Here is a 23,420-nt window from a genome sequence, read left to right as displayed (position 1 = left end):
AAGGGTGACCTTCTGCTTTTTTTTATACGGCTAATTCGCCCCGCTCATGGCGTCCCCCATCTGAAAGACCGGCAGATACATTGCGATCACCAGCGTCCCGACGATCAGCCCAATTACCACCATCATCAGCGGTTCCAGCGTGGACGACAGCGAATCGGCGCGCTCGTGGGTTTGCCCGGTATGCCAGTGCGCCAGCCGCGCCAGGATTAAATCCATCGATCCGGTTTCCTCGGCGGTGTAAATCAGTTGCCGACACAGCGGCGTAAAGCCTTTTTCCTCTTCCAGCGTTTTCCAGAACGGCACGCCGTCGCCTATTTTTTGCATAATGCGCGCCAGCATTTGCCGCCAGAACGGGGAGGTGAGCGTTTGCATTACCGCCTCAAGCCCCTGTAATAACGGTAAACCCGCCTGCTGGGTCATGGCGAGGATGGTATAGATCTGGCTCAGCCGCTGGCCGCGAACCAGCTCACCCACCAGCGGAAGCCGCAGCAGGAGGTTTTGTTCCTGCCATTGCCAGTTCGGGTTGCGTCGGCACCTGAGAATGACCGCGATAAGCGCGCCTGCGGCCAGCGCCAGCCAGTGTCCACTGCCGGTAATAAAGGCCGAAAACGCCATCACGCCCTGGGTTAACGCCGGTAGCGGGGCGTTAAAGGCGCGATAGATCGCCGCGAATTCCGGCAGCACGAACCCCGCCATGCCGATAGTGACCAGCAGCGCCATCACAAAGATAACGCCCGGATAGCGCAGCGCTTTGACAACCTTTTTCCGTAGCGCCTGCTGTTCCTCCTGCTGAACCGCCAGCCGTAGGCAGCATTCGTCGAGCTTGCCGGTGATCTCCCCGGTGCGGATCAGCGCGATAAACAATGGCGGAAACACCCTCGGCCATGCCTTAAGCGCATCGGAAAACGGCACGCCCTCGGTTACCTGTTGGGCCAGTGCCTGTAACAGCGCCCGCCACTGCAGGCGGGAATGCTGCTCCGCCAGCATCGATAACCCCTGGGGTAGGGCAATCCCGGCCTGCAACAGCGTAGCTAACTGGCGAATAAAGTGAATTTTATAGGTCAGGTTCCAGTACTGGCGTGAGACAGTCTGGCGCTTCACCTTCAGAGGCCAGATATTGCGATCGTATAAGTGTTGCAGGGCCGTGGTGCGCTCCGCCCCCCAAACTAAACCGCTGCATGGCGCGCCTTGATCGTCCAGGCCGCTCCACTGCCATAACCGGCGTTCACTCATGGGGCATCCCCAGAACCCGATAAACCTCCTGTAATGTGGTTAAGCCCTGGTCCACCGCCTGTAAGCCGTGCTCGAACAGCGTTACCATGCCCAGCTCGCGTGCCTGCTGTTCAATCTGCTGCGCCGATGCGCCATCGACGATTGCCTGGCGCAACCCAGGCTCCAGCGTCAGCACTTCGAACAGCGCCACGCGTCCGTAAAAGCCGGAATAGCACTGCGCGCAGCCTTTCGCTTCCCATGCGTAAAGCGGGTTTGACCAGAATGCGGCGGGCAGCGCGACGGGTTGTGCTAAACGTACCCGGCAATGCGGGCACAAACGGCGCACCAGCCGCTGGGCAATAATGATTTCTAACGCCGATGCCAGCATCCAGCGGGCGATACCCATTTGCTCCAGCCGTGTAATCGTCTCCACGGTGGAGTTGGTATGCAGGGTCGATAACACCAGATGGCCAGTCTGTGCGGCTTTGATGGCGATTTCTGCGGTTTCGCCATCGCGGATTTCTCCGACCATCACTACATCCGGGTCCTGGCGCAGCAGGGCGCGCAGGATGTTCTGGAAGTTAAGCCCCGCTTTAATGTTTACCTGGGTTTGGTTCAGGCCGGACAGCGGGATTTCGATGGGGTCTTCAACGCTGCACAGATTACTCTCCGGGCTATTTAACGCCCCCAGCGCGCTGTACAGGGTAATGGTCTTGCCGCTCCCCGTCGGGCCCGTTACCAGAATCAACCCCTGCGGCGCGCTGATGGCCCGGTAAAAATCAGCCTGCTGAACCGGCAACATGCCCAGCGTCTCTACCGCGAGCGGGCGATCGTTTTGCTCCAGCAGCCGCAGTACCGCTTTTTCACCGCTCCGGCAGGGCAGGGTCGAAAGGCGAAATGAAACCGATTTTCCCTGAAGCGGCAGCGAAAATTGCCCGTCCTGCGGTAGCCTGCGTTCGGCAATATCCAGTTCGCCCAGCACTTTCAGGCGCGCCATCACCGCCAGCGCCAGCTCCGCCGTCAACGTGGCAAAAGCATGCAGTACGCCATCAACGCGTAGCCGCACTCGCCAGTGGGCGTCGCCGGGCTCAATATGAATATCCGAGGCACGCCGTTTTAACGCATGCAGCAGGGCTTCATCAAGCCAGGCGACGGCGGAGGTGTTGTCATCAGGCAGCGCGGGCTGCGTCTGGTGCTGATGTTTTTCCAGCTGTTCGGCGCTCCAGCACTCAATTTTGATTTGCCGCTGTGTGGCAAAGCGCAGCGCATCCAGCAGCTCTATGCTCGGCCCTTCGCTGAGGGCGATGCGCACCTCTGCGTCAGTGACATCCAGGAGCTGCGCATGATGGCGCTTGCACAGCGCCACCAGAAATTCCTGATCCATGATGCGCCCTTACTCAGCATTGAATCGGAAGGTGTCTTCGCAGGCTTGTTTCAGCGCGCCATCGCTGCCGCTGTCGCAGATGCGCTGCCAGCCAGTTACGCCTTCGCTGTTGCTCCAGGCGGGCGTGAGCGTGACGGTTAACCCGTTGAGGCTTTCCTGGCCAGTCAGCGTGACTTTGCCTGCCGCGATGCTCATAGCCGAAACGTAGCGTGTGGTTTTTGGCGAGGGGATGCCTTTGCTACTGGCGTCGCAACTGCCGATGCCGCCGCTTTCAATGGCGCACAGTTCTACGGCGGTGCGGTACGGCACAAAGGTTTGCAGCATATCCGTCAGCGCGGCTTTGCGCAGGTAGTTCTGGTAGGCGGGAATACCGATGGCGCTCAGAATGGCGATTATGCCAATGACCACCATAAGTTCGATCAGGGTGAAACCGTGTTGTCTGTTCATCATTCGCTCCTTGATGTGGGGATGCCACTTTCTCAGAGCACGAGAGCGGAAACGAGCGGGAAATGACCACTTTTGACGCTGCTTTCCAGGCTATTTCAGCCGTTGCAGGGGAAAGACATTTTGCAGGAATACAGATCGCAAATGTGGATAGCGCCGGAGGCGAACCTCCGGCTATTTATCAGCGAAAACGCATAGACAGGTCGAGCGCCTGAACGTGTTTGGTCAACGCGCCGACGGAAATAAAGTCCACGCCGGTTTCCGCGAAGGTGCGCAGCGTCTCTTTAGTGACGTTGCCGGAAACCTCCAGACGCGCCTGGCCGTTGGTGCGTTTAACCGCTTCGCGCATATCGTCAACGGTGAAGTTATCCAGCATCACGATGTCCGCGCCCGCTTTCAGGGCATCATCCAGTTCATCCAGCGATTCCACTTCCACTTCCACCGGGACATCCGGGTGGAGCCAGAAAGCTTTTTCCACGGCGTTGCGCACCGATCCTGACGCGATAATGTGGTTTTCTTTAATCAGAAACGCGTCGCTCAGGCCGAGGCGATGATTATTGCCGCCGCCGCACAGCACCGCGTATTTCAGCGCGGTACGCAGGCCAGGAAGGGTTTTACGGGTGTCCAGCAGTTGGGTTTTGGTGCCGTCGAGCAGATCGACATAGCTGCGCACCAGGCTGGCGACGCCGGAAAGGGTTTGCACGAAATTAAGCGCGGTACGCTCGCCGGTCAGCAGGATGCGCGACGGGCCTTTCAGTTCAAACAACGGCTGGTTGGGCACCAGGCTGTCGCCGTCATTGACGTGCCAGAGGACCTCCACGTCGCCGCCCAACTGGATAAATACCTCTTCAACCCAACGCTTGCCGCAAAACACCCCGGCTTCACGGGTAATCACTACCGCGTGGGATTGCTGGTCTGCTGGCAGCAATTGCGCCGTAATATCGTTGTTGGTGTCAACTTCACCGCCCAGGTCTTCACGCAGCGCGGCGGCGATAATTTGCGGGATATCGTGATTGATGCGATCGAGCAGCGCGTCACGTCGGTGATCGGGATTATAACGGCGAGGCGACATCATAAAACTCCAAATTGGTGGCTAATCCTGAGAGGTAAACATGCTACTCTGAAGCGTGTTTCTGCACCATAGAAAGGAGGTCGCCGCATGCAGGTTAACGGGGGCTGGCTACAGGGAGTGAGGCATCTGTGCTCGCCTCACCAGGATAGTCGGCCAGATGATGAACAGCCTGGGTTACTGGTGGTACACAATATCAGTTTGCCGCCGGGTGAGTTCGGCGGGCCGTGGATTGACGCGCTGTTCGCCGGAACGTTAGATCCCGATGCCCATCCTTACTTTGCTGATATCGCCCATTTGCGCGTGTCCGCACATTGTCTGATTCGCCGCGATGGCGAAATCGTGCAGTATGTCCCCTTCGATAAACGCGCCTGGCATGCGGGAGTCTCGTTGTATCAGGGCCGTGAGCGCTGCAACGACTTTTCTATCGGTATCGAGCTGGAAGGCACCGATACTTTGCCCTTTACCGATGCGCAATATCAGCAGCTTGCCGCGCTGACACGCACGCTTATCGAACAGTATCCGAAAATTGCCCGGCATATGACCGGGCATAGCGATATCGCGCCGACGCGCAAAACCGATCCCGGCCCGGCGTTTGACTGGCAGCGTTTTCGCGCGCTGGTTGCCAGCCCGACAAATAAGGAGGTGTCATGACGTTATTCACCCTGCTGCTGGTGCTTATCGCCGAGCGCTTATTCAAGCTTGGCGAGCACTGGCAGTTGGACAGCCGTCTGGAAGGCGTATTCCGCCGGATCCACCATTTTTCCTGGTGGCGCACTCTCGGCATGGCGCTGCTCGCGATGCTCATTGTCTGGCTCTGCCTGCGCGCACTGTACGGGCTGTTTTTCAATGTGCCGCTGCTGGTGTTCTGGATATTGCTGGGGCTGTTATGTATCGGGGCAGGGCAGGTTCGTCTGCACTACCATGCCTATTTAAAAGCGGCGAGCCAGGGCGACAGCCATGCCAGAGAAGCGATGTCGGCGGAGCTGACGCTGATTCATGGTGTTCCGCACGAGTGTGACGAGCGCGAGTATCTGCGCGAGCTGCAAAACGCGCTGCTGTGGATTAACTTCCGTTTTTATCTGGCACCGCTGTTTTGGTTTATTGTCGGTGGGATCTGGGGACCGGTATTGTTGACCGGCTACGCGTTCCTGCGTGCCTGGCAAGCCTGGCTGGCGCGCCATCACTCGCCGCAGCAACGTCTTTATTCCGGCGTGGACAGCATTTTGCACGTGCTGGACTGGGTGCCGGTACGTCTGGCGGGCGTGGTGTATGCCCTGTTGGGCCACGGCGAACGGGCGCTGCCGGCGTGGTTCGCGTCGCTGGCCGATCGCCATACGTCGCAATATCAGGTGCTGACGCGTCTGGCGCAGTTCTCGTTAGCGCGCGAGCCGCACCTGGATAAAATCGAAACGCCGAAAGCGGCGGTATCGATGGCGAAGAAAACAACATTCGTGATTGTGGTGGTCGTTGCACTGCTGACGATTTACGGCACGCTGGTATAACCCAGCGCACTGTAGCGCTTAGATCGTCTCCGCTGGCGGGATGCCGAAATCGGGCATCCCGTTTTCGTCCCAGCAGATAATTTTCAGACGGGTATGACGGTTGGGATCGTACAGCGGGTCGCCTTCGATTTCCGTATAGTTGCGCGCATGGTAAACCAGCACGTCGTCCCCCTCTTCGGTTTGGGTGAAGCTGTTATGACCGGGGCCGTACTGGCGGTTTTCATAGCTGGTGCGGAACACGGGCTGCGGGGATTTGTGCCAGTTCGCCGGGTCCAGCGGGTTGGCGTGGATGTCGATCCACAGCAGGCCCATACAGTAGTTTTCATCAGTGGCGCTGGCGGAGTAGCTGATAAACAGCCGGTCGCCATGAAACAGTACTGCGGGGCCTTCGTTCACCAGAAAACCCCGGCATTCCCAGTCGTATTCCGGTTTGCTGAGCATCACCGGTTCGCCTTTCAGCATCCACGGCGTTTCCATTTCTGCCAGATACAGGTTCGAGTTGCCGGGAATATGCGGCGATTTCTGCGCCCACAGATACCAGCGTTTGCCCTGATGCACAAAAGTGGTGGCATCCAGCGCGAAGGTATCAAACGGCGTTTTAACCTGGCCTTTCTCATGCCACTTTCCGGTCAGCGGATCGGCATCTTCGCATTCCAGTACAAACATGCGGTGCTGGAACATATTCAGCGCGTCCAGCGCTTTGGTCCAGGTTGCCGCGAAGTAGAGGTACCATTTCCCGTCGATAGGGTGCAGTTCCGGTGCCCAGATCAGTTCGCTCATCGGCCCGGAGGCAGGTTTGCGCCACACCACAACCGGTTCGGCACTGCGCAACCCATCCAGAGTGCTGGCCCGGCGCAGTTCCAGCCTGTCGTATTCCGGTACGGAGGCAACGAAATAGTAGTCGCCCTGGTGGCGCAAAATATACGGGTCGGCGCGTTGCTCAATAAAAGGATTAGGCCAGTTCATTATGCTTTCCTTACCTGTTCGCTGACGGGAACGCCCACATTCTCGCCAAGTTCATGATAATTGACGCGGCGCTTCGCCAGGTCCGCCTGAATGGTTTTCATCAGTTCACGATCCACTTTCAGCAGACGCACCACGCCTGCGGTGATGAGGTAGCCGACGCCTGGGATCACCGAGAATAACAGCACGATGCCGTTGATGGCGCTGGCGCTTTGGGATTTGGCCCCGGCGTCGTAGCCATACCAGGAGAGCAGGAAGCCCACCATCGCTCCGGCCACCGCCAGGCCCACCTTCAGGAAGAACAGGTTACCAGAGAAGCTGATGCCGGTGATGCGCTTGCCGGTTTTCCATTCGCCGTAATCGTCGACGTCCGCCATTAATGACCAATGCAGCGGGGAGGGGATCTGGTGCAAGATATTCAGCAGGAAGTAGAGCACGACAATCATGACTGTCGCCTGTGGGTCAAAGAAATAGAACGCACAGGAGAAGAGAGCCAGTGCGATGTTGGTCCAGAAGAAAACTTTCAGTTTGCACCAGCGGTCGGTCAGCACTTTCGCCAGCATACTGCCGATCATCATACCGACCACACCGAGACTGATGAAAATCGTGGCGAAATGGGTGCTTTGCCCCATCACCCAGGTGACGTAATACATGGTGGCCGCCATGCGGATAAAGCCCGGACAAACGTTGCACAGGGTGAGCAGTAAAATTCGCACCCACTGGTCGTTTTTCCAGACATCCTTCATGTCTTTTTTCATATCGTCGTGAGTGGGTACTGCCGGGCGGATACGCTCGCGCACCGTGGCAAAGCAGAACAGGAACATGCACATGCCGATAAACGCCAGTACGGTCATCGCCATCTGGTAGCCTTTGGCTTTGTCCTCGCCGCCAAACCATTCCGCCATCGGCAGGAGGGTCAGCGACAGCAACAGCGTGGCGATACCCACCATGACAAAACGATACGACTGGCAGGCTACGCGCTCTTTCGGGTCGCTGGTGATCACGCCCCCCAGCGAGCAGTAGGGGATGTTGATCGCCGTATAGGTTAACGACAGCAGGAAGTAAGTGACAAACGCATAGACAACTTTGCTACTGTAGCTCCAGTCCGGCGTGGTAAACATCAGGATGCTGAACAGGGCGTAAGGCACCGCAATCCACAAAAGCCAGGGGCGGAAGCGCCCGTATTTGCTTTGGGTGCGGTCGGCGAGGGCGCCCATAATGGGGTCCGTTACGGCATCAATGACCCGGATAGAGAGCAGAAGCACCCCGACCAGCGCAGGGGAAAGGCCAAAAATATCCGTATAAAAATAGTTCACAAACAACATGATGGCGCCGAAGATGATGTTGCATCCCGCGTCGCCCATGCCGTAGCCGATTTTTTCTTTAACAGACAGTTTGCTGTTATCCATGTTGGTTTCTCCCACTGAGATGTGGGAATAATTATTCGCCTGCTAAAGATTTATTGCGTTGCAGGAAGTTGGTAGAGACATGGATAAAAACGCTGTGAAAAGGAAAGTGTGAGCCAGGTAGCATTTAAGGAACCACCCTCTCCGAAAGAAGAGGGTGAAAAGAGAGGATTAGTGCGCTTTCGCGACCTTAGCGCCTTTTTGTTTGAACATATAACCTACGCCCAGAACCACCAACCATACCGGGATAAGGTATACAGAGATCGCCATACCCGGGGTCATCAGCATGATGACCAGTACTGCTGCCATAAAGGCCAGGCACAGCCAGTTGCCCATCGGGTAGAAGATAGCCGGGAAGCGCGTTTTAACGCCCTGCAACTGTTTGGCGCGGCGGAATTTCATGTGCGCGAGGCTAATCATCGCCCAGTTGATCACCAGTGCGGAAACCACTAACGCCATCAGCAGGCCGAAAGCTTCTTCCGGTGCGAAGTAGTTAATCAGCACGCACAGCGCGGTGAACAGCGAGGAGATCAGGATGGTGTTAACCGGTACGCCGCGTTTATCCACTTTTTGCAGCATTTTCGGCGCGTTACCCTGTTGCGCCAAGCCAAACAGCATACGGCTGTTGCAGTAGACGCAGCTGTTATAAACCGACAGCGCCGCCGTCAGTACCACGATGTTAAGCGCATTCGCGACCAGCGCATCGCCCAGCTCATGGAAGATAAACACGAACGGGCTGGTATCGGCGGTCACGCGCGACCACGGCATCAGCGACAGCAGCACCGCCAGGGAGCCCACATAGAAAATCAGGATGCGGTAGATAACCTGGTTAGTGGCTTTCGGGATGCTTTCTTGCGGGTTATCGGCTTCAGCGGCGGTAATACCCACCAGCTCCAGGCCGCCGAAGGAAAACATAATGATTGCCATCATCATTACCAGCCCTGACATACCGTGCGGCAGAAAACCGCCCTGTTCCCAGAGGTTACGAACGGTGGCCTGCGGGCCCGCCGTACCGCTAAACAGCAGCCAGCCGCCGAACAGGATCATCCCGATAACCGCGATAACTTTGATAATCGCGAACCAGAATTCCATTTCACCAAACACTTTCACGTTGGTCAGGTTGATGGCGTTGATCAGCACGAAGAATACGGCGGCTGAGACCCATGTCGGGATTTCAGGCCACCAGAATTGAATGTATTTACCGACGGCGGTCAGTTCCGCCATCGCGACCAGCACATACAGTACCCAATAGTTCCACCCGGAAGCGAAGCCAGCAAATCCGCCCCAGTATTTATAAGCGAAGTGGCTGAATGACCCTGCAACAGGTTCTTCTACTACCATTTCGCCTAACTGACGCATAATCAAAAAGGCAATAAAACCCGCGATAGCGTAGCCGAGAATAATACCTGGCCCTGCGGACTGGATAACAGAGGCGCTGCCCAGAAACAGGCCAGTGCCAATTGCTCCTCCCAGCGCGATAAGCTGAATATGGCGGTTTTTTAGGCCGCGCTTCAGCGTGTCGTGTTGACCTTCCATCATAGAACCTCGTGTGCGGTTATAATCGGTGTGAAATATCACCGTTGTAAGTTGTATATTCCGATAGGTGTATTTTTTTATTTACGAAGTGGAAGGCTTAATTTTCCCTATTCCTCTACCACAGCGCCAAGAATAGTGGTAAGCGCAGTTGATTGCACCTGGTTTTATCGCGGTTGCAGATGAAGTGAATAAAAAGAAACCATTTGTAAATCGCCCCGTTATTAATCCTTCCCGAATGCATTTTCAATTTATACGACTATTACGCATTTATATTCATATTTTACTCTGATGAATCGGTTCAGATCGCAAATATCCACGTTTCATTAAGGTTAAAACTACTTCTTTGGTGGTAATCAACTCATTTGTGCAAAGTTACATTAATGAAACGTTATTTCTGTAGGGTTGTTAAAATGTGCCTGCTTTACTGATTTCAATCAAAACCGGGATGGACAGAAGGTGAATACTTTGTTACTTTAGCGTCACGAATGTGAAATTGGTCATACCAATTGACTCCGGGCTAATGGCAGAGACAGGGAATAATGGCCTACAGCAAAATCCGCCAACCAAAACTATCCGATGTGATTGAGCAGCAACTGGAGTTTCTCATCCTGGAAGGGACCTTGCGTCCTGGCGAAAAACTCCCACCGGAACGCGAACTGGCAAAACAGTTCGACGTATCGCGTCCTTCACTCCGAGAGGCGATTCAGCGTCTCGAAGCAAAAGGATTACTGCTTCGTCGCCAGGGAGGCGGGACATTTGTTCAAAGCACACTATGGCAGAGCTTCAGCGACCCGCTGGTCGAGCTGCTGACCGATCACCCTGAATCTCAATTTGATCTGCTGGAAACCCGTCATGCCCTTGAGGGCATCGCCGCGTATTACGCCGCGCTTCGCAGCACTGACGAAGACCTTGAGCGTATCCGTGAACTCCATCAGGCCATTGAGCTTGCCCAGCAATCCGGCGACCTGGATGCCGAATCCGACGCCGTCATGCAGTATCAAATTGCAGTCACCGAAGCTGCACACAACGTTGTGCTACTACACTTACTGCGCTGCATGGAGCCTATGTTGGCCCAAAACGTTCGACAGAATTTTGAATTGCTGTACGCCCGCCGGGAGATGCTCCCGCTGGTAAGCAACCATCGTTCTCGTATATTCGAGGCGATTATGGCGAGAGAGCCGGAGCAGGCGCGAGAAGCGTCGCATCGCCATCTCGCTTTTATTGAGGAGATATTGCTGGACCGCAGCCGTGAGCACAGTCGTCGTGAACGTTCACTGCGCCGCCTACAGCAACGAAAGGACTAAGCGCTTTTTCCGGCTCGTCAGAGTAAGAAAACAGTGCGAATTGAGCGCCAACTTTTAGAGCGCGGCAACTAAACGCAGAACCTGTCTTATTGTGTTTTTGTGAGCAGTCACTTCATGAAAATACAATGGGACAGGTTCCAGCTAAATCAACGTATTAGATAGATAAGGAATACCCCCCATGTCAGAACGTTTACAAAATGACGTGGATCCGATTGAAACTCGCGACTGGCTACAGGCGATCGAATCGGTAATCCGTGAAGAAGGTGTTGAGCGTGCTCAGTATCTGATTGACCAGCTCCTGAGCGAAGCCCGTAAAGGCGGCGTACAGGTTGCCGCTGGTACCGGAGCTGGCAACTACATCAACACTATTGCCGTTGAAGATGAACCGGAATACCCGGGGAATCTGGAGCTGGAACGTCGTATTCGCTCGGCTATTCGCTGGAACGCCATCATGACCGTACTGCGCGCGTCTAAAAAAGACCTGGAGCTTGGCGGCCACATGGCGTCCTTCCAGTCTTCCGCGACCGTGTATGATGTGTGCTTCAACCACTTCTTCCGTGCGCGCAACGACAAAGACGGCGGCGACCTGGTGTACTTCCAGGGCCACATCTCTCCGGGCGTTTACGCACGTGCCTTCCTGGAAGGCCGTCTGACTGAAGAGCAGATGAACAACTTCCGTCAGGAAGTGCATGGCAATGGTCTGTCCTCTTACCCGCACCCGAAACTGATGCCGGAATTCTGGCAGTTCCCGACCGTATCTATGGGTCTGGGTCCGATCGGTGCGATCTATCAGGCTAAATTCCTGAAGTATCTGGAACACCGTGGCCTGAAAGACACCTCCCAGCAAACCGTTTACGCCTTCCTGGGCGACGGCGAGATGGATGAGCCGGAATCCAAAGGCGCCATCACCATCGCGACCCGTGAAAAACTGGATAACCTGGTGTTCGTGATCAACTGTAACCTGCAACGTCTGGATGGCCCGGTAACCGGTAACGGCAAAATCGTTAACGAACTGGAAGGCATCTTCGCAGGCGCTGGCTGGAACGTGATCAAGGTGATGTGGGGTTCCCGTTGGGACGAGCTGCTGCGTAAAGACACCAGCGGTAAACTGATCCAGCTGATGAACGAAACCGTTGACGGCGACTATCAGACCTTCAAATCCAAAAACGGCGCGTACGTTCGCGAGCACTTCTTCGGTAAATACCCGGAAACTGCCGCACTGGTTGCCGACTGGACTGACGATCAGATTTGGGCCCTGAACCGTGGCGGCCATGATCCGAAGAAAATCTACGCTGCATTCAAAAAAGCGCAGGAAACCAAAGGTAAAGCGACCGTTATCCTGGCCCATACCGTTAAAGGCTATGGCATGGGCGACACCGCCGAAGGTAAAAACATCGCTCACCAGGTGAAGAAAATGAACATGGACGGCGTGCGTTATATCCGCGACCGTTTCAATGTTCCCGTCACCGATGAGCAGGTTGAAAAGCTGTCTTACATTACCTTCCCGGAAGGTTCTGAAGAGCACAAATACCTGCACGGCCAGCGTGAAAAACTGCACGGCTACCTGCCGAGCCGCATTCCGAACTTCACTGAGAAGCTGGAACTGCCGAAGCTGGAAGACTTCCAACAACTGCTGGAAGAACAGAACAAAGAGATCTCCACCACCATCGCTTTCGTTCGTGCCCTGAACGTGATGCTGAAGAACCCGTCTATCAAAGACCGTCTGGTTCCGATCATCGCTGACGAAGCGCGTACCTTTGGTATGGAAGGTCTGTTCCGTCAGATTGGTATCTACAGCCCGAACGGCCAGCAGTACACCCCGCAGGACCGTGAGCAGGTTGCGTACTACAAAGAAGACGAGAAAGGCCAGATCCTGCAGGAAGGCATCAACGAGCTGGGCGCAGGTTCTTCCTGGCTGGCGGCGGCGACCTCCTACAGCACCAACGATCTGCCGATGATCCCGTTCTACATCTACTACTCCATGTTCGGTTTCCAGCGTATCGGCGACCTGTGCTGGGCAGCAGGTGACCAACAGGCGCGCGGCTTCCTGATCGGCGGGACGTCTGGTCGTACGACCCTGAACGGTGAAGGTCTGCAGCACGAAGATGGCCACAGCCATATTCAGTCTCTGACTATCCCGAACTGTATCTCTTACGATCCGTCTTACGCCTACGAAGTTGCGGTCATCATGCACGATGGTCTGCAGCGCATGTACGGTGAAGCGCAAGAGAACATTTACTACTACATCACCACCCTGAACGAAAACTACCACATGCCGGCGATGCCGGAAGGTGCCGAGGAAGGTATCCGTAAAGGTATCTACAAACTCGAAACTATCGAAGGTAGTAAAGGTAAAGTTCAGCTGCTGGGTTCCGGTTCTATCCTGCGTCACGTCCGTGAAGCAGCAGAGATCCTGGCGAAAGACTACGGCGTGGGCTCCGATGTGTACAGCGTAACCTCCTTCACTGAACTGGCGCGTGATGGCCAGGATTGTGAGCGCTGGAACATGCTGCACCCGATGGAAACCCCGCGTGTTCCGTACATCGCTCAGGTGATGAACGACGCACCGGCAGTCGCATCTACTGACTATATGAAACTGTTTGCTGAACAGGTTCGTACTTATGTACCGGCTGATGATTACCGCGTACTGGGTACCGATGGTTTTGGTCGCTCTGACAGCCGTGAAAACCTGCGTCACCACTTCGAAGTTGATGCTTCCTATGTGGTGGTAGCGGCCCTGGGCGAACTGGCTAAACGTGGCGAAATCGATAAGAAAGTGGTTGCCGATGCAATCACCAAATTCAACATCGATGCAGAAAAAGTTAACCCGCGTCTGGCGTAAGAGGTAAAAGAATAATGGCTATCGAAATCAACGTACCGGACATCGGGGCTGATGAAGTTGAAATCACCGAGATCCTGGTCAAAGTGGGCGACAAAGTTGAAGCTGAACAGTCGCTGATCACCGTAGAAGGCGACAAAGCCTCTATGGAAGTGCCGTCTCCGCAGGCTGGCGTCGTGAAAGAGATCAAAGTCTCTGTCGGCGACAAAACCGAGACCGGCAAACTGATTATGATTTTCGATTCCGCCGACGGTGCAGCTGACGCTGCACCTGCCAAGGCAGAAGAGAAGAAAGAAGCGGCTCCGGCGGCAGCACCTGCTGCAGCGGGCGGCGTGAAAGACGTTAACGTTCCCGATATCGGCAGCGACGAAGTTGAAGTCACCGAAATCATGGTTAAAGTCGGCGACAGCGTGACCGCTGAGCAATCTCTGATTACCGTGGAAGGCGATAAAGCCTCTATGGAAGTCCCTTCTCCGTTCGCGGGCAAGGTTAAAGAGATCAAAATCAGCACTGGCGACAAAGTCTCCACTGGCTCCCTGATTATGGTATTTGAAGTGGAAGGCGCTGCGCCGGCTGCGGCTGCAAAACCTGAAGTCAAAGAGCAGGCGGCTTCCGCGCCGGCGGCGGCATCCGGTTCTAAAGAAGTTAACGTACCGGACATCGGCGGCGACGAAGTCGAAGTGACCGAAGTGATGGTGAAAGTGGGCGATAAAGTGGCCGCTGAACAATCATTGATCACCGTAGAAGGCGACAAAGCCTCTATGGAAGTTCCGGCACCGTTCGCGGGCACCGTGAAAGAGATCAAAATCAACACTGGCGACAAAGTGTCTACCGGTTCTCTGATCATGATCTTCGAAGTGGAAGGCGCTGCGCCTGCTGCTGCTCCGGCGGCTAAGCAAGAAGCGGCTGCACCGGCTCCGAAAGCAGAAAAACCGGCCGCTGCACCAACTAAAGCGGAAGGCAAAACTGAATTCGCTGAAAACGACGCTTACGTTCACGCGACTCCGCTGATCCGCCGCCTGGCGCGCGAATTCGGCGTTAACCTGGCGAAAGTGAAAGGCACCGGTCGTAAAGGCCGTATCCTGCGCGAAGACGTTCAGGCTTACGTGAAAGATGCAGTGAAACGCGCTGAATCCGCACCTGCTGCTGCCATCGGCGGCGGTATCCCGGGCATGCTGCCGTGGCCGAAAGTGGACTTCAGCAAGTTTGGTGAAATCGAAGAAGTGGAACTGGGCCGCATCCAGAAAATCTCTGGTGCCAACCTGAGCCGTAACTGGGTGATGATCCCGCACGTTACGCACTTCGACAAAACCGATATCACCGATCTGGAAGCGTTCCGTAAACAGCAGAACGCCGAAGCTGAGAAGCGCAAACTGGACGTGAAATTCACCCCGGTTGTCTTCATCATGAAAGCCGTTGCCGCGGCCCTGGAGCAGATGCCGCGCTTCAACAGCTCCCTGTCCGAAGATGGTCAGAAGCTGACGCTGAAGAAATACATCAACATCGGTGTTGCGGTAGATACCCCGAATGGTCTGGTTGTTCCGGTCTTCAAAGACGTGAACAAGAAGAGCATTACCGAGCTATCCCGTGAACTGACCGTGATTTCTAAGAAAGCGCGTGATGGCAAGCTGACTGCTGGCGAAATGCAGGGCGGTTGCTTCACCATCTCCAGCATCGGTGGCCTGGGTACCACCCATTTCGCGCCGATTGTTAACGCGCCGGAAGTGGCTATCCTCGGTGTGTCCAAGTCTGCGATGGAACCGGTGTGGAATGGTAAAGAGTTTACTCCGCGTCTGATGATGCCGATTTCTCTGTCCTTCGATCACCGCGTCATCGACGGTGCTGATGGTGCGCGTTTCATCACCATCATCAACAACATGCTGAGCGACATTCGCCGCCTGGTGATGTAATCGAAAAAGCCGGCCTGACGGCCGGCTTTTTTCTGATAATCTCATGAGGCTTTATGCGGTTATCAGGAACAAAGGACAAATCGTTTGCCGTTTTGTTGTTTCAAAATTGTTAACAATTTTGTAAAATACGGGCGGATAGAACGTCCCGGTGGATGATGGGCGTAACAACAATAGCGTCAGACCCGCCGGATATAAATTACAGAGGTCATGATGAGTACTGAAATCAAAACTCAGGTCGTGGTACTTGGGGCAGGCCCGGCAGGTTATTCTGCGGCCTTCCGTTGCGCTGATTTAGGTCTGGAGACCGTCATCGTAGAACGTTACAACACCCTGGGCGGTGTTTGTCTGAACGTCGGCTGTATCCCTTCAAAAGCGCTGCTGCACGTCGCTAAAGTTATCGAAGAAGCCAAAGCGCTGGCTGAACACGGTATCGTCTTCGGCGAGCCGAAAACCGATATCGACAAGATTCGTACCTGGAAAGAAAAAGTCATCAATCAGCTGACCGGTGGTCTGGCTGGCATGGCGAAAGGCCGCAAAGTAAAAGTGGTCAACGGTCTGGGTAAATTTACCGGGGCCAACACCCTGGAAGTGGAAGGCGAAAACGGCAAAACCGTAATCAACTTCGACAACGCGATCATCGCGGCGGGTTCCCGTCCGATTGAACTGCCGTTTATTCCGCACGAAGATCCGCGCGTGTGGGACTCCACCGATGCGCTGGAGCTGAAAACCGTTCCGAAACGCCTGCTGGTTATGGGTGGCGGCATCATCGGCCTGGAAATGGGTACCGTGTACCATGCGCTGGGTTCAGAGATTGACGTGGTTGAAATGTTCGACCAGGTGATCCCGGCTGCCGATAAAGACATTGTTAAAGTCTTCACCAAACGCATCAGCAAGAAATTTAACCTGATGCTGGAAACCAAAGTGACTGCCGTTGAAGCCAAAGAAGACGGTATTTACGTTTCCATGGAAGGCAAAAAAGCGCCTGCCGAAGCGCAGCGTTACGATGCCGTACTGGTTGCTATCGGCCGTGTGCCGAACGGTAAAAACCTCGACGCCGGTAAAGCGGGCGTGGAAGTGGACGACCGTGGCTTCATCCGCGTTGACAAGCAACTGCGCACCAACGTGCCGCACATCTTCGCGATCGGCGATATCGTCGGTCAGCCGATGCTGGCGCACAAAGGCGTGCATGAAGGCCACGTTGCCGCTGAAGTTATCGCCGGTAAGAAACACTACTTCGATCCGAAAGTGATCCCGTCCATCGCTTACACCGAGCCAGAAGTGGCATGGGTTGGCCTGACTGAGAAAGAAGCGAAAGAGAAAGGCATCAGCTACGAAACCGCCACCTTCCCGTGGGCTGCTTCTGGCCGTGCTATCGCTTCCGACTGCGCAGACGGTATGACCAAACTGATTTTCGACAAAGAAACTCACCGCGTTATCGGTGGTGCGATTGTCGGTACCAACGGCGGTGAGCTGCTGGGTGAAATCGGTCTGGCGATCGAAATGGGTTGTGACGCAGAAGACATCGCGCTGACCATCCATGCTCACCCGACTCTGCACGAGTCTGTTGGCCTGGCGGCAGAAGTGTTCGAAGGTAGCATCACCGACCTGCCGAACCCGAAAGCGAAGAAGAAGTAACCCTTCGTTTCAAATGATAAAAGCGGCTGAATGGCCGCTTTTTTTTGCCCGCTTCCTGTACCGCACCCGCACCTGAATTCCCTCCCGCTGAAAAAACATTTCCCGAACAATATTTCCATACATCTTGTCGCGCAATGCAAACTAATAACGCATTAAATTAATAGCGTGATAATTAATAATTAATGAACTCATTAGAGGTGCAAGATGAAAACGCTTTTGATTACCACAGCCTTTGCCGCCACGTTATTTTCTGGCCTGACGCTTGCCGCCGATCAGCAGATCCCCTGGGCTGATAACAGCGGCGGTACCGAATCGAATCACATCGCCGCTATGGGCGAAGATTTAAATGCCCAGCACCAGCAAATCACTAAAACCGAGGAAGGCGTCTGGGCCACCGGCTCCGGCAGCATTCGTGCCGATGAAGCCGATCTTTCCAGTAACAAACCGCCAGTGGTGGGTCATCCTGACCTGATGCCGCATCAGGGATAAGTTTTTCATTATTAAAAAGCGGCGCAAGGGCCGCTTTTTCAGTTAAAGGTTAACGGCTTGCCATTCGCTTCCGGGATCGAAACGCGTAATAGCTTTAGCTTTTTCGTCGGTTTGCTGGCCAAAATCCGTCTGTAAAATTTCATCCTGTTGGTTAATCATAAAGGTGGCGATGCCGGTTTTCCCGTACTCAACCGGCCAGGCGATAAGCGCGAACCCGCCGACCATTTTTCCGTCCTGTAGATAGTTTTTCTCGCCTTCCTCCGCGTGCTTACCCTGGGCGGTAATAATGCGGAAATGGTAGCCGTGATAGCCCATACCAGGCTGCACCGGACTGAATGATGGCCCTAACGGGCTGGGCGCTTCGCCCGGCCCGGCAGGCCAGTAAAGCCCGTCTTTTTTGCCTTCGCTGCTGACAAATTTTTGCGCATATTCCTGATTCATTTGATAAAAGCTATGCTGGGCATCCACATAGGCATGTATCGCCTGAATAGCAGAGAGTTCGTTGCGGCCAATCGCCCGGGTCAGGATCTCATCCGCTGCGCCTTTCATATCGAACCGCCAGCCGTTTTCGGCTTTAACAATGGGTAGCGGCAGTTGCCAGCCCTCGCTGCCGACGTTGAGGTGCGCAACGTTATCTTTTTGCACGATCCGATGGCTGACTTTCCAGTCACGGGTAAAACGTGCCACGGCTTCGGGATCCACGCCTTCAGGGGGTAAAAACTCCCGCCAGTCGTTGCCCAGTAAGTTGCTGAGTTCTGTCTCATCCTGTTGGTTTATCGCGACGGCAAATGCGTTCGCCGCTTCTTCCGGTGTGTTGAAATACTGCTGCGCCTGAGCAAGGACAGGCAGTAAAAGCAGGGGAAGGGCGCTTAATGTGATTCGGTTTTTCATGCTCGCTCCTGCTTATTGACGATGAAATTCACGATGGCGTGGAGCATTTTCCCGGGCGTGGGAAAGACGCTCCCGATCCGCTGTCGCATGCTGGCGGCTTTGGATCCCCCTTTGCTGCTGCGCCTGCCAGGACGGCGAGCGGCTGTCATTGCCGCTAAAGGCGTTGGCGTTCATTGTTTCTCGCCGCTGCTGGCGCTGCTCCGGGGTAATGGTCGCCCGGTGTTGTTGCACGGCTTCCCGGCGCTGTTGCTGCTGGGTACCAGAATGCTGCATCTCGTTCCTCGCTGCGTCCCGGCGTTGCTGCTGTTGCGCGGTGGGGTTTTTAGCATGCTGCTTCGCCGTTTCACGGCGCTCGCTGTTATCGGCGCTGTCATAACCGCGGTAATTATTACGCTGGGCTATCTGGTTCAGCTGTTTTGATGCGGCCTGGCGCTGTGCATCGCGCGTTGCCGGCTGGGGCGTTTTTAACTTGCGGTCCGTAGATTGCTGGAGTTGCTGCATCGCCGCCTGGCGTTGGCCATCGCGCGATACTGCTGTGTTTTGTGTGGTGCTTAAGCCACCCGCGACAGTGGTCTGGTGGAAACGCGCGGCTACAGCGTCGTTTCTGTACGGCACGTTGTCCCGGTAGGCAGGATTATGCGTCCAGACCCGGTCACCCCCGGTGAGATGTTCGCCAGAAATCCGGTTGTAATTATCCACATTGATATTGATGTTATTGCCGTTGCGATAATAGCCGTCGCCACGATCGTGGTGATAGTCATCGTCATGATCGTGATGATGATGATCGTCGTCGTCGTCCCAGTCGATACTGCTGAACAGCGCATAGGTGGTTGCCACGCCCAGGCTATAGCCAAAGCCCTTCACAAAGCTTTCGGTAAATTGCTGCCCCGGAGGGGGCGGTAAATAGACCGGCGGGTAGCTGGCGTTGGGCCAGGTACCATACACCGTGCCCGGATTGTAAGTCGGGACATACACCATCTGCGGATCGGCGGGCTCGATTTTAATCACGGTTTCGGCGGGCGCGCTACTGACGACGGTGGTTTTCCCGGAGCCCGAATTCTGCGGCGCGGGTGCGGCGGCGGTGGTTTTAGGCGTCTGTGTCACCGTCTGCTGCTGGTTCGATTTCAATGCGCCGGTTTGTTGCGCCAGTGCCCGTAGCTTCTGCACGGCATTCATCACATCCTGAGGCTGGGCCAGAAAAGCATTCCCTAAATCTTCCACCCACTGAGGGTTTTCACCCATGAGCGCCATCAACTGCGGGAACGCCACCAGCGATTTTACGCTGGGGTCCCAGGGCTGGCTCGCCACCGCCTGAATCGCTGGATCGCCCTGCAGCGAGGGGTTATCCCGCGACCATTGCACCGCCTGAATCACATTGGCCGGGTACGTTGAGGCCATCAATACCTGGGATAACAGCGCATCGGGATACAGCGCCACAGGCGCGACCCACTGATCGATTTGCGCGGTGGTATAGGCAGCGGCAGCCGGTGCGACGGGTGCCGGTTGCGCCTGAGCGGGCGCGGGTTGGGAGGCAGGGGGGCTCGTTACAGGTGGCGTCTGGCTTTTCACGTACAGCATGCCGGAGGCGGCTAGCAGCCCGGCACTGCACAGCAGTGCAAGCAGGTGTGGCTTAAAGGGCAATTTCATAGATGACTCCGACGAAGGCCAGCCATAAGGCGTTTAGGATGCCGCGAGTATATTCAACCGTATTTTGCGTTTTTGACTTAAAGGGGGAATAGGGCCATTAAGTCCGGATAAAGAATGTGAGCATTTATTACACAAATTATAAGCGATGATAGATTTGCTGCTGCGCTGATGATCGGTCACTGAAGTACTTCTCTTTCCGCTTGTGTTCAGTTTCTGAGCGGAGCAGAATGTACAGCGTGAGGATTTGCCACAAATCATTACCGCCGGACCGGTGCTTGCTACCACTGCATGGCACAAACTAACCGCTGAAAAGCGGTTTTTTTGTCTTCGCAAAACGCCGCTTTGCTGCGCTATACCCTGCTTAACGATTCAGCAAATCTTTTTATGTTGCTTTTTTGTAAACAGATTAACACCCCCTCAAAATCCTGCTATGCTGCCCGACGCGGTATCGGGCATTTACCCTACAAACTACTGTCTCACAGGAGCGTGAAGAAAATCGCCTGGTTACACCTTGTGTAAGCCGCACTATGACAATGAGAGCGAGGAGAACCGTCGTGCTAGAAGAATACCGTAAGCACGTAGCAGAACGTGCAGCCGTTGGGATTGTTCCAAAACCCTTAGATGCAACCCAAATGGCCGCGCTCGTCGAGCTGCTGAAGAACCCGCCCGCGGGCGAAGAAGAATTCCTGTTAGATCTGCTGACCAACCGTGTACCGCCGGGCGTTGATGAAGCCGCCTATGTTAAAGCCGGATTCCTCGCTGCAATTGCCAAAGGCGAAGCAACCTCCCCGCTGGTCACCCCTGAAAAAGCTATCGAACTGTTAGGCACCATGCAGGGTGGCTACAACATCCACCCGTTAGTGGACGCGCTGGAAAACGACAAACTCGCGCCGATTGCTGCGAAAGCGCTGTCCCATACTCTGCTGATGTTCGATAACTTCTACGATGTGGAAGAAAAAGCCAAAGCGGGCAACAGTTACGCGAAGCAGGTGATGCAGTCCTGGGCCGATGCCGAATGGTTCCTGTCGCGCCCGACGCTTGACGAAAAAATTACCGTTACCGTCTTTAAAGTGACCGGTGAAACCAATACCGATGACCTGTCTCCGGCCCCGGATGCCTGGTCGCGCCCGGATATCCCGCTGCACGCCCTGGCGATGTTGAAAAACGCCCGCGAAGGCATTGAGCCGGATCAGCCCGGCGCAGTCGGTCCGATCAAACAGATCGAAGCCTTGCAGCAAAAAGGTTACCCGCTGGCCTATGTCGGCGATGTCGTGGGTACGGGTTCTTCCCGTAAGTCCGCCACCAACTCGGTGCTGTGGTTTATGGGTGACGATATCCCGAACGTGCCGAACAAACGCGGCGGCGGCTTGGTGCTGGGCGGCAAAATCGCGCCAATCTTCTTTAACACTATGGAAGATGCCGGTGCGTTGCCGATCGAGGTTGATGTTAACAACCTGAATATGGGCGACGTCATCGACGTATACCCGTACAAAGGCGAAGTGCGCAATCACGCAACCGGCGAGCTGCTGGCGAGCTTCGAACTGAAAACCGATGTTCTGCTGGATGAAGTGCGCGCCGGTGGCCGTATTCCGCTGATCATCGGCCGCGGCCTGACCACCAAAGCGCGTGACGCGCTGGGCCTGCCGCACAGCGACGTATTCCGTCAGGCGAAAGACGTGGCGGAAAGCAACCGCGGCTACTCTCTGGCGCAGAAAATGGTCGGTCGTGCCTGCGGCGTTGCGGGCATCCGTCCGGGTGCTTACTGCGAGCCGAAAATGACCTCCGTGGGTTCTCAGGACACCACCGGCCCGATGACCCGTGATGAACTGAAAGACCTGGCGTGCCTGGGCTTCTCTGCGGATCTGGTGATGCAGTCGTTCTGCCACACCGCCGCGTATCCGAAGCCAGTTGACGTCACCACGCACCACACTTTGCCGGACTTCATTATGAACCGTGGCGGCGTGTCGCTGCGTCCGGGCGATGGCGTTATCCACTCCTGGCTGAACCGCATGCTGCTGCCGGATACCGTCGGCACTGGCGGTGACTCCCATACCCGTTTCCCGATTGGTATCTCTTTCCCGGCGGGTTCAGGTCTGGTGGCGTTTGCCGCTGCGACCGGCGTCATGCCGCTGGATATGCCGGAATCGGTACTGGTCCGCTTTAAAGGTAAAATGCAGCCGGGCATCACCCTGCGCGACCTGGTTCACGCGATCCCGCTGTATGCCATCAAACAGGGCCTGCTGACCGTTGAGAAGAAAGGTAAGAAAAACATCTTCTCTGGCCGCATCCTGGAAATCGAAGGGCTGCCGGATCTGAAAGTCGAGCAGGCGTTCGAACTGACTGACGCCTCTGCCGAGCGTTCAGCGGCAGGCTGTACCATCAAACTGAACCGTGAGCCGATTGAAGAGTATCTGCACTCTAACATTGTGCTGCTGAAGTGGATGATCGCGGAAGGCTACGGCGACCGCCGTACGCTGGAGCGTCGTATCCAGGGTATGGAAAAATGGCTGGCGGATCCGCAACTGATGGAAGCCGATGCCGATGCGGAATACGCGGCGGTCATTGAGATCGATCTGGCGGATATCAAAGAGCCGATCCTGTGCGCGCCGAACGATCCAGACGATGCGCGTCTGCTGTCTGACGTGCAGGGCGACAAGATTGATGAAGTGTTTATCGGTTCCTGCATGACCAACATTGGTCACTTCCGCGCGGCAGGTAAACTGCTGGATACCCATAAAGGCCAGTTGCCGACCCGTCTGTGGGTTGCGCCGCCGACCCGTATGGATGCCGCGCAGTTGACCGAAGAAGGCTACTACAGCGTATTCGGTAAGAGCGGGGCGCGTATCGAGATCCCGGGTTGTTCACTGTGCATGGGTAACCAGGCGCGTGTGGCGGACGGCGCGACCGTGGTGTCGACCTCTACCCGTAACTTCCCGAACCGCTTAGGCACCGGCGCGAACGTCTACCTGGCGTCTGCGGAGCTGGCGGCTGTTGCGGCGCTGATTGGCAAACTGCCGACGCCGGAAGAGTACCAGACGTTTGTTTCCCAGGTGGATAAAACCGCCGCGGATACCTATCGCTATCTGAACTTCGACCAGCTTTCCCAGTACACCGAGAAAGCGGACGGGGTGATTTTCCAGACAGCGGTCTGATCCTTCGCGTAACGAAAAGGGAAGCCTCAGCGCT

General features: G+C 55.5%; 17 protein-coding genes. 8 read left to right on the top strand and 9 right to left on the bottom strand.

Annotation, left to right across the window (positions count from 1 at the left end; all coding sequences use genetic code 11):
- Positions 1 to 30: 30 nt before the first annotated feature.
- From hofC to nadC, 4 genes are all read right to left on the bottom strand, one after another.
- The gene (gene hofC / locus ACVV26_RS18245; RefSeq protein ID WP_474798609.1) at positions 31 to 1,233 is read right to left on the bottom strand and encodes a protein transport protein HofC; all 1,203 of its coding nucleotides are present in this window, start codon (positions 1,231 to 1,233) and stop codon (positions 31 to 33) included.
- Positions 1,226 to 2,596 carry a type II secretion system protein GspE gene (gene gspE / locus ACVV26_RS18240; RefSeq protein ID WP_474798608.1) on the bottom strand — a complete coding sequence of 457 codons (1,371 nt, stop codon included), beginning with the start codon at positions 2,594 to 2,596 and terminating at the stop codon, positions 1,226 to 1,228. Before gspE ends, hofC begins: the two co-directional genes overlap by 8 nt.
- Before the next feature lie 9 nt (positions 2,597 to 2,605).
- Complete coding sequence (gene ppdD, locus ACVV26_RS18235) at positions 2,606 to 3,043, bottom strand: prepilin peptidase-dependent pilin (protein ID WP_474801909.1); 438 nt, start codon at positions 3,041 to 3,043, stop codon at positions 2,606 to 2,608.
- Positions 3,044 to 3,221: 178 nt separating this feature from the next.
- The gene (gene nadC / locus ACVV26_RS18230) at positions 3,222 to 4,112 is read right to left on the bottom strand and encodes a carboxylating nicotinate-nucleotide diphosphorylase (protein WP_474801906.1); all 891 of its coding nucleotides are present in this window, start codon (positions 4,110 to 4,112) and stop codon (positions 3,222 to 3,224) included.
- A gap of 87 nt (positions 4,113 to 4,199) precedes the next feature.
- Between nadC and ampD the strand changes: the two genes are divergently transcribed.
- Positions 4,200 to 4,763, top strand: coding sequence for a 1,6-anhydro-N-acetylmuramyl-L-alanine amidase AmpD (gene ampD, locus ACVV26_RS18225; protein ID WP_474798607.1), 564 nt, complete (start codon positions 4,200 to 4,202; stop codon positions 4,761 to 4,763).
- Positions 4,760 to 5,614 carry a beta-lactamase regulator AmpE gene (gene ampE, locus ACVV26_RS18220; protein ID WP_312981536.1) on the top strand — a complete coding sequence of 285 codons (855 nt, stop codon included), beginning with the start codon at positions 4,760 to 4,762 and terminating at the stop codon, positions 5,612 to 5,614. Before ampD ends, ampE begins: the two co-directional genes overlap by 4 nt.
- Positions 5,615 to 5,632: 18 nt before the next feature.
- Here the strand turns inward: ampE and ACVV26_RS18215 are convergent, their stop codons facing one another.
- The 3 genes from ACVV26_RS18215 to aroP form a co-directional block, all read right to left on the bottom strand.
- Positions 5,633 to 6,583, bottom strand: coding sequence for a glycoside hydrolase family 43 protein (locus tag ACVV26_RS18215; RefSeq protein ID WP_474801903.1), 951 nt, complete (start codon positions 6,581 to 6,583; stop codon positions 5,633 to 5,635).
- Positions 6,580 to 7,986: a glycoside-pentoside-hexuronide (GPH):cation symporter gene (locus ACVV26_RS18210; protein WP_474798606.1), complete on the bottom strand. Its 1,407-nt coding sequence runs from the start codon at positions 7,984 to 7,986 to the stop codon at positions 6,580 to 6,582. The genes ACVV26_RS18215 and ACVV26_RS18210 overlap by 4 nt, the downstream gene beginning before the upstream one ends.
- Before the next feature lie 168 nt (positions 7,987 to 8,154).
- Positions 8,155 to 9,522, bottom strand: a complete 1,368-nt coding sequence (gene aroP / locus ACVV26_RS18205; RefSeq protein WP_474798605.1) for an aromatic amino acid transporter AroP — start codon at positions 9,520 to 9,522, stop codon at positions 8,155 to 8,157.
- Positions 9,523 to 10,058: 536 nt separating this feature from the next.
- On the opposite strand from aroP, the gene pdhR reads away from it, so the two are divergent.
- The 5 genes from pdhR (at position 10,059) to ACVV26_RS18180 (ending at position 17,696) form a co-directional block, all read left to right on the top strand.
- Positions 10,059 to 10,823: a pyruvate dehydrogenase complex transcriptional repressor PdhR gene (gene pdhR / locus ACVV26_RS18200; RefSeq protein ID WP_125293654.1), complete on the top strand. Its 765-nt coding sequence runs from the start codon at positions 10,059 to 10,061 to the stop codon at positions 10,821 to 10,823.
- Positions 10,824 to 11,001: 178 nt separating this feature from the next.
- Complete coding sequence (gene aceE / locus ACVV26_RS18195) at positions 11,002 to 13,665, top strand: pyruvate dehydrogenase (acetyl-transferring), homodimeric type (protein WP_312981529.1); 2,664 nt, start codon at positions 11,002 to 11,004, stop codon at positions 13,663 to 13,665.
- Positions 13,666 to 13,679: 14 nt separating this feature from the next.
- A complete protein-coding gene (gene aceF, locus ACVV26_RS18190; RefSeq protein WP_474798604.1) occupies positions 13,680 to 15,572 on the top strand; it encodes a pyruvate dehydrogenase complex dihydrolipoyllysine-residue acetyltransferase in 1,893 nt (630 codons plus the stop codon).
- A 210-nt stretch (positions 15,573 to 15,782) separates the two neighbouring features.
- On the top strand, positions 15,783 to 17,207 hold the full coding sequence (lpdA, locus tag ACVV26_RS18185; RefSeq protein WP_125293651.1) for a dihydrolipoyl dehydrogenase: 1,425 nt from the start codon (positions 15,783 to 15,785) through the stop codon (positions 17,205 to 17,207).
- 204 nt (positions 17,208 to 17,411) lie between these two features.
- Positions 17,412 to 17,696, top strand: a complete 285-nt coding sequence (locus ACVV26_RS18180) for a hypothetical protein (protein WP_474798602.1) — start codon at positions 17,412 to 17,414, stop codon at positions 17,694 to 17,696.
- 42 nt (positions 17,697 to 17,738) lie between these two features.
- Here ACVV26_RS18180 and ACVV26_RS18175 read toward each other — a convergent pair whose 3' ends face one another.
- Entirely contained in the window at positions 17,739 to 18,587 is an 849-nt protein-coding gene (locus ACVV26_RS18175; RefSeq protein WP_474798601.1) for a DUF2950 domain-containing protein, read from the bottom strand.
- A gap of 12 nt (positions 18,588 to 18,599) precedes the next feature.
- Positions 18,600 to 20,234, bottom strand: a complete 1,635-nt coding sequence (locus ACVV26_RS18170; RefSeq protein WP_474798599.1) for a DUF3300 domain-containing protein — start codon at positions 20,232 to 20,234, stop codon at positions 18,600 to 18,602.
- 554 nt (positions 20,235 to 20,788) lie between these two features.
- On the opposite strand from ACVV26_RS18170, the gene acnB reads away from it, so the two are divergent.
- Positions 20,789 to 23,386 (top strand): bifunctional aconitate hydratase 2/2-methylisocitrate dehydratase, encoded by a 2,598-nt coding sequence (gene acnB / locus ACVV26_RS18165; protein ID WP_474798597.1) that lies wholly within the window; start codon positions 20,789 to 20,791, stop codon positions 23,384 to 23,386.
- The last annotated feature ends 34 nt before the right edge of the window (positions 23,387 to 23,420 follow it).

The sequence above is a fragment of the Atlantibacter sp. MEI4A-1023 genome, assembly GCF_056155425.1.
This window is presented reverse-complemented; position numbering and strand designations above follow the sequence as displayed.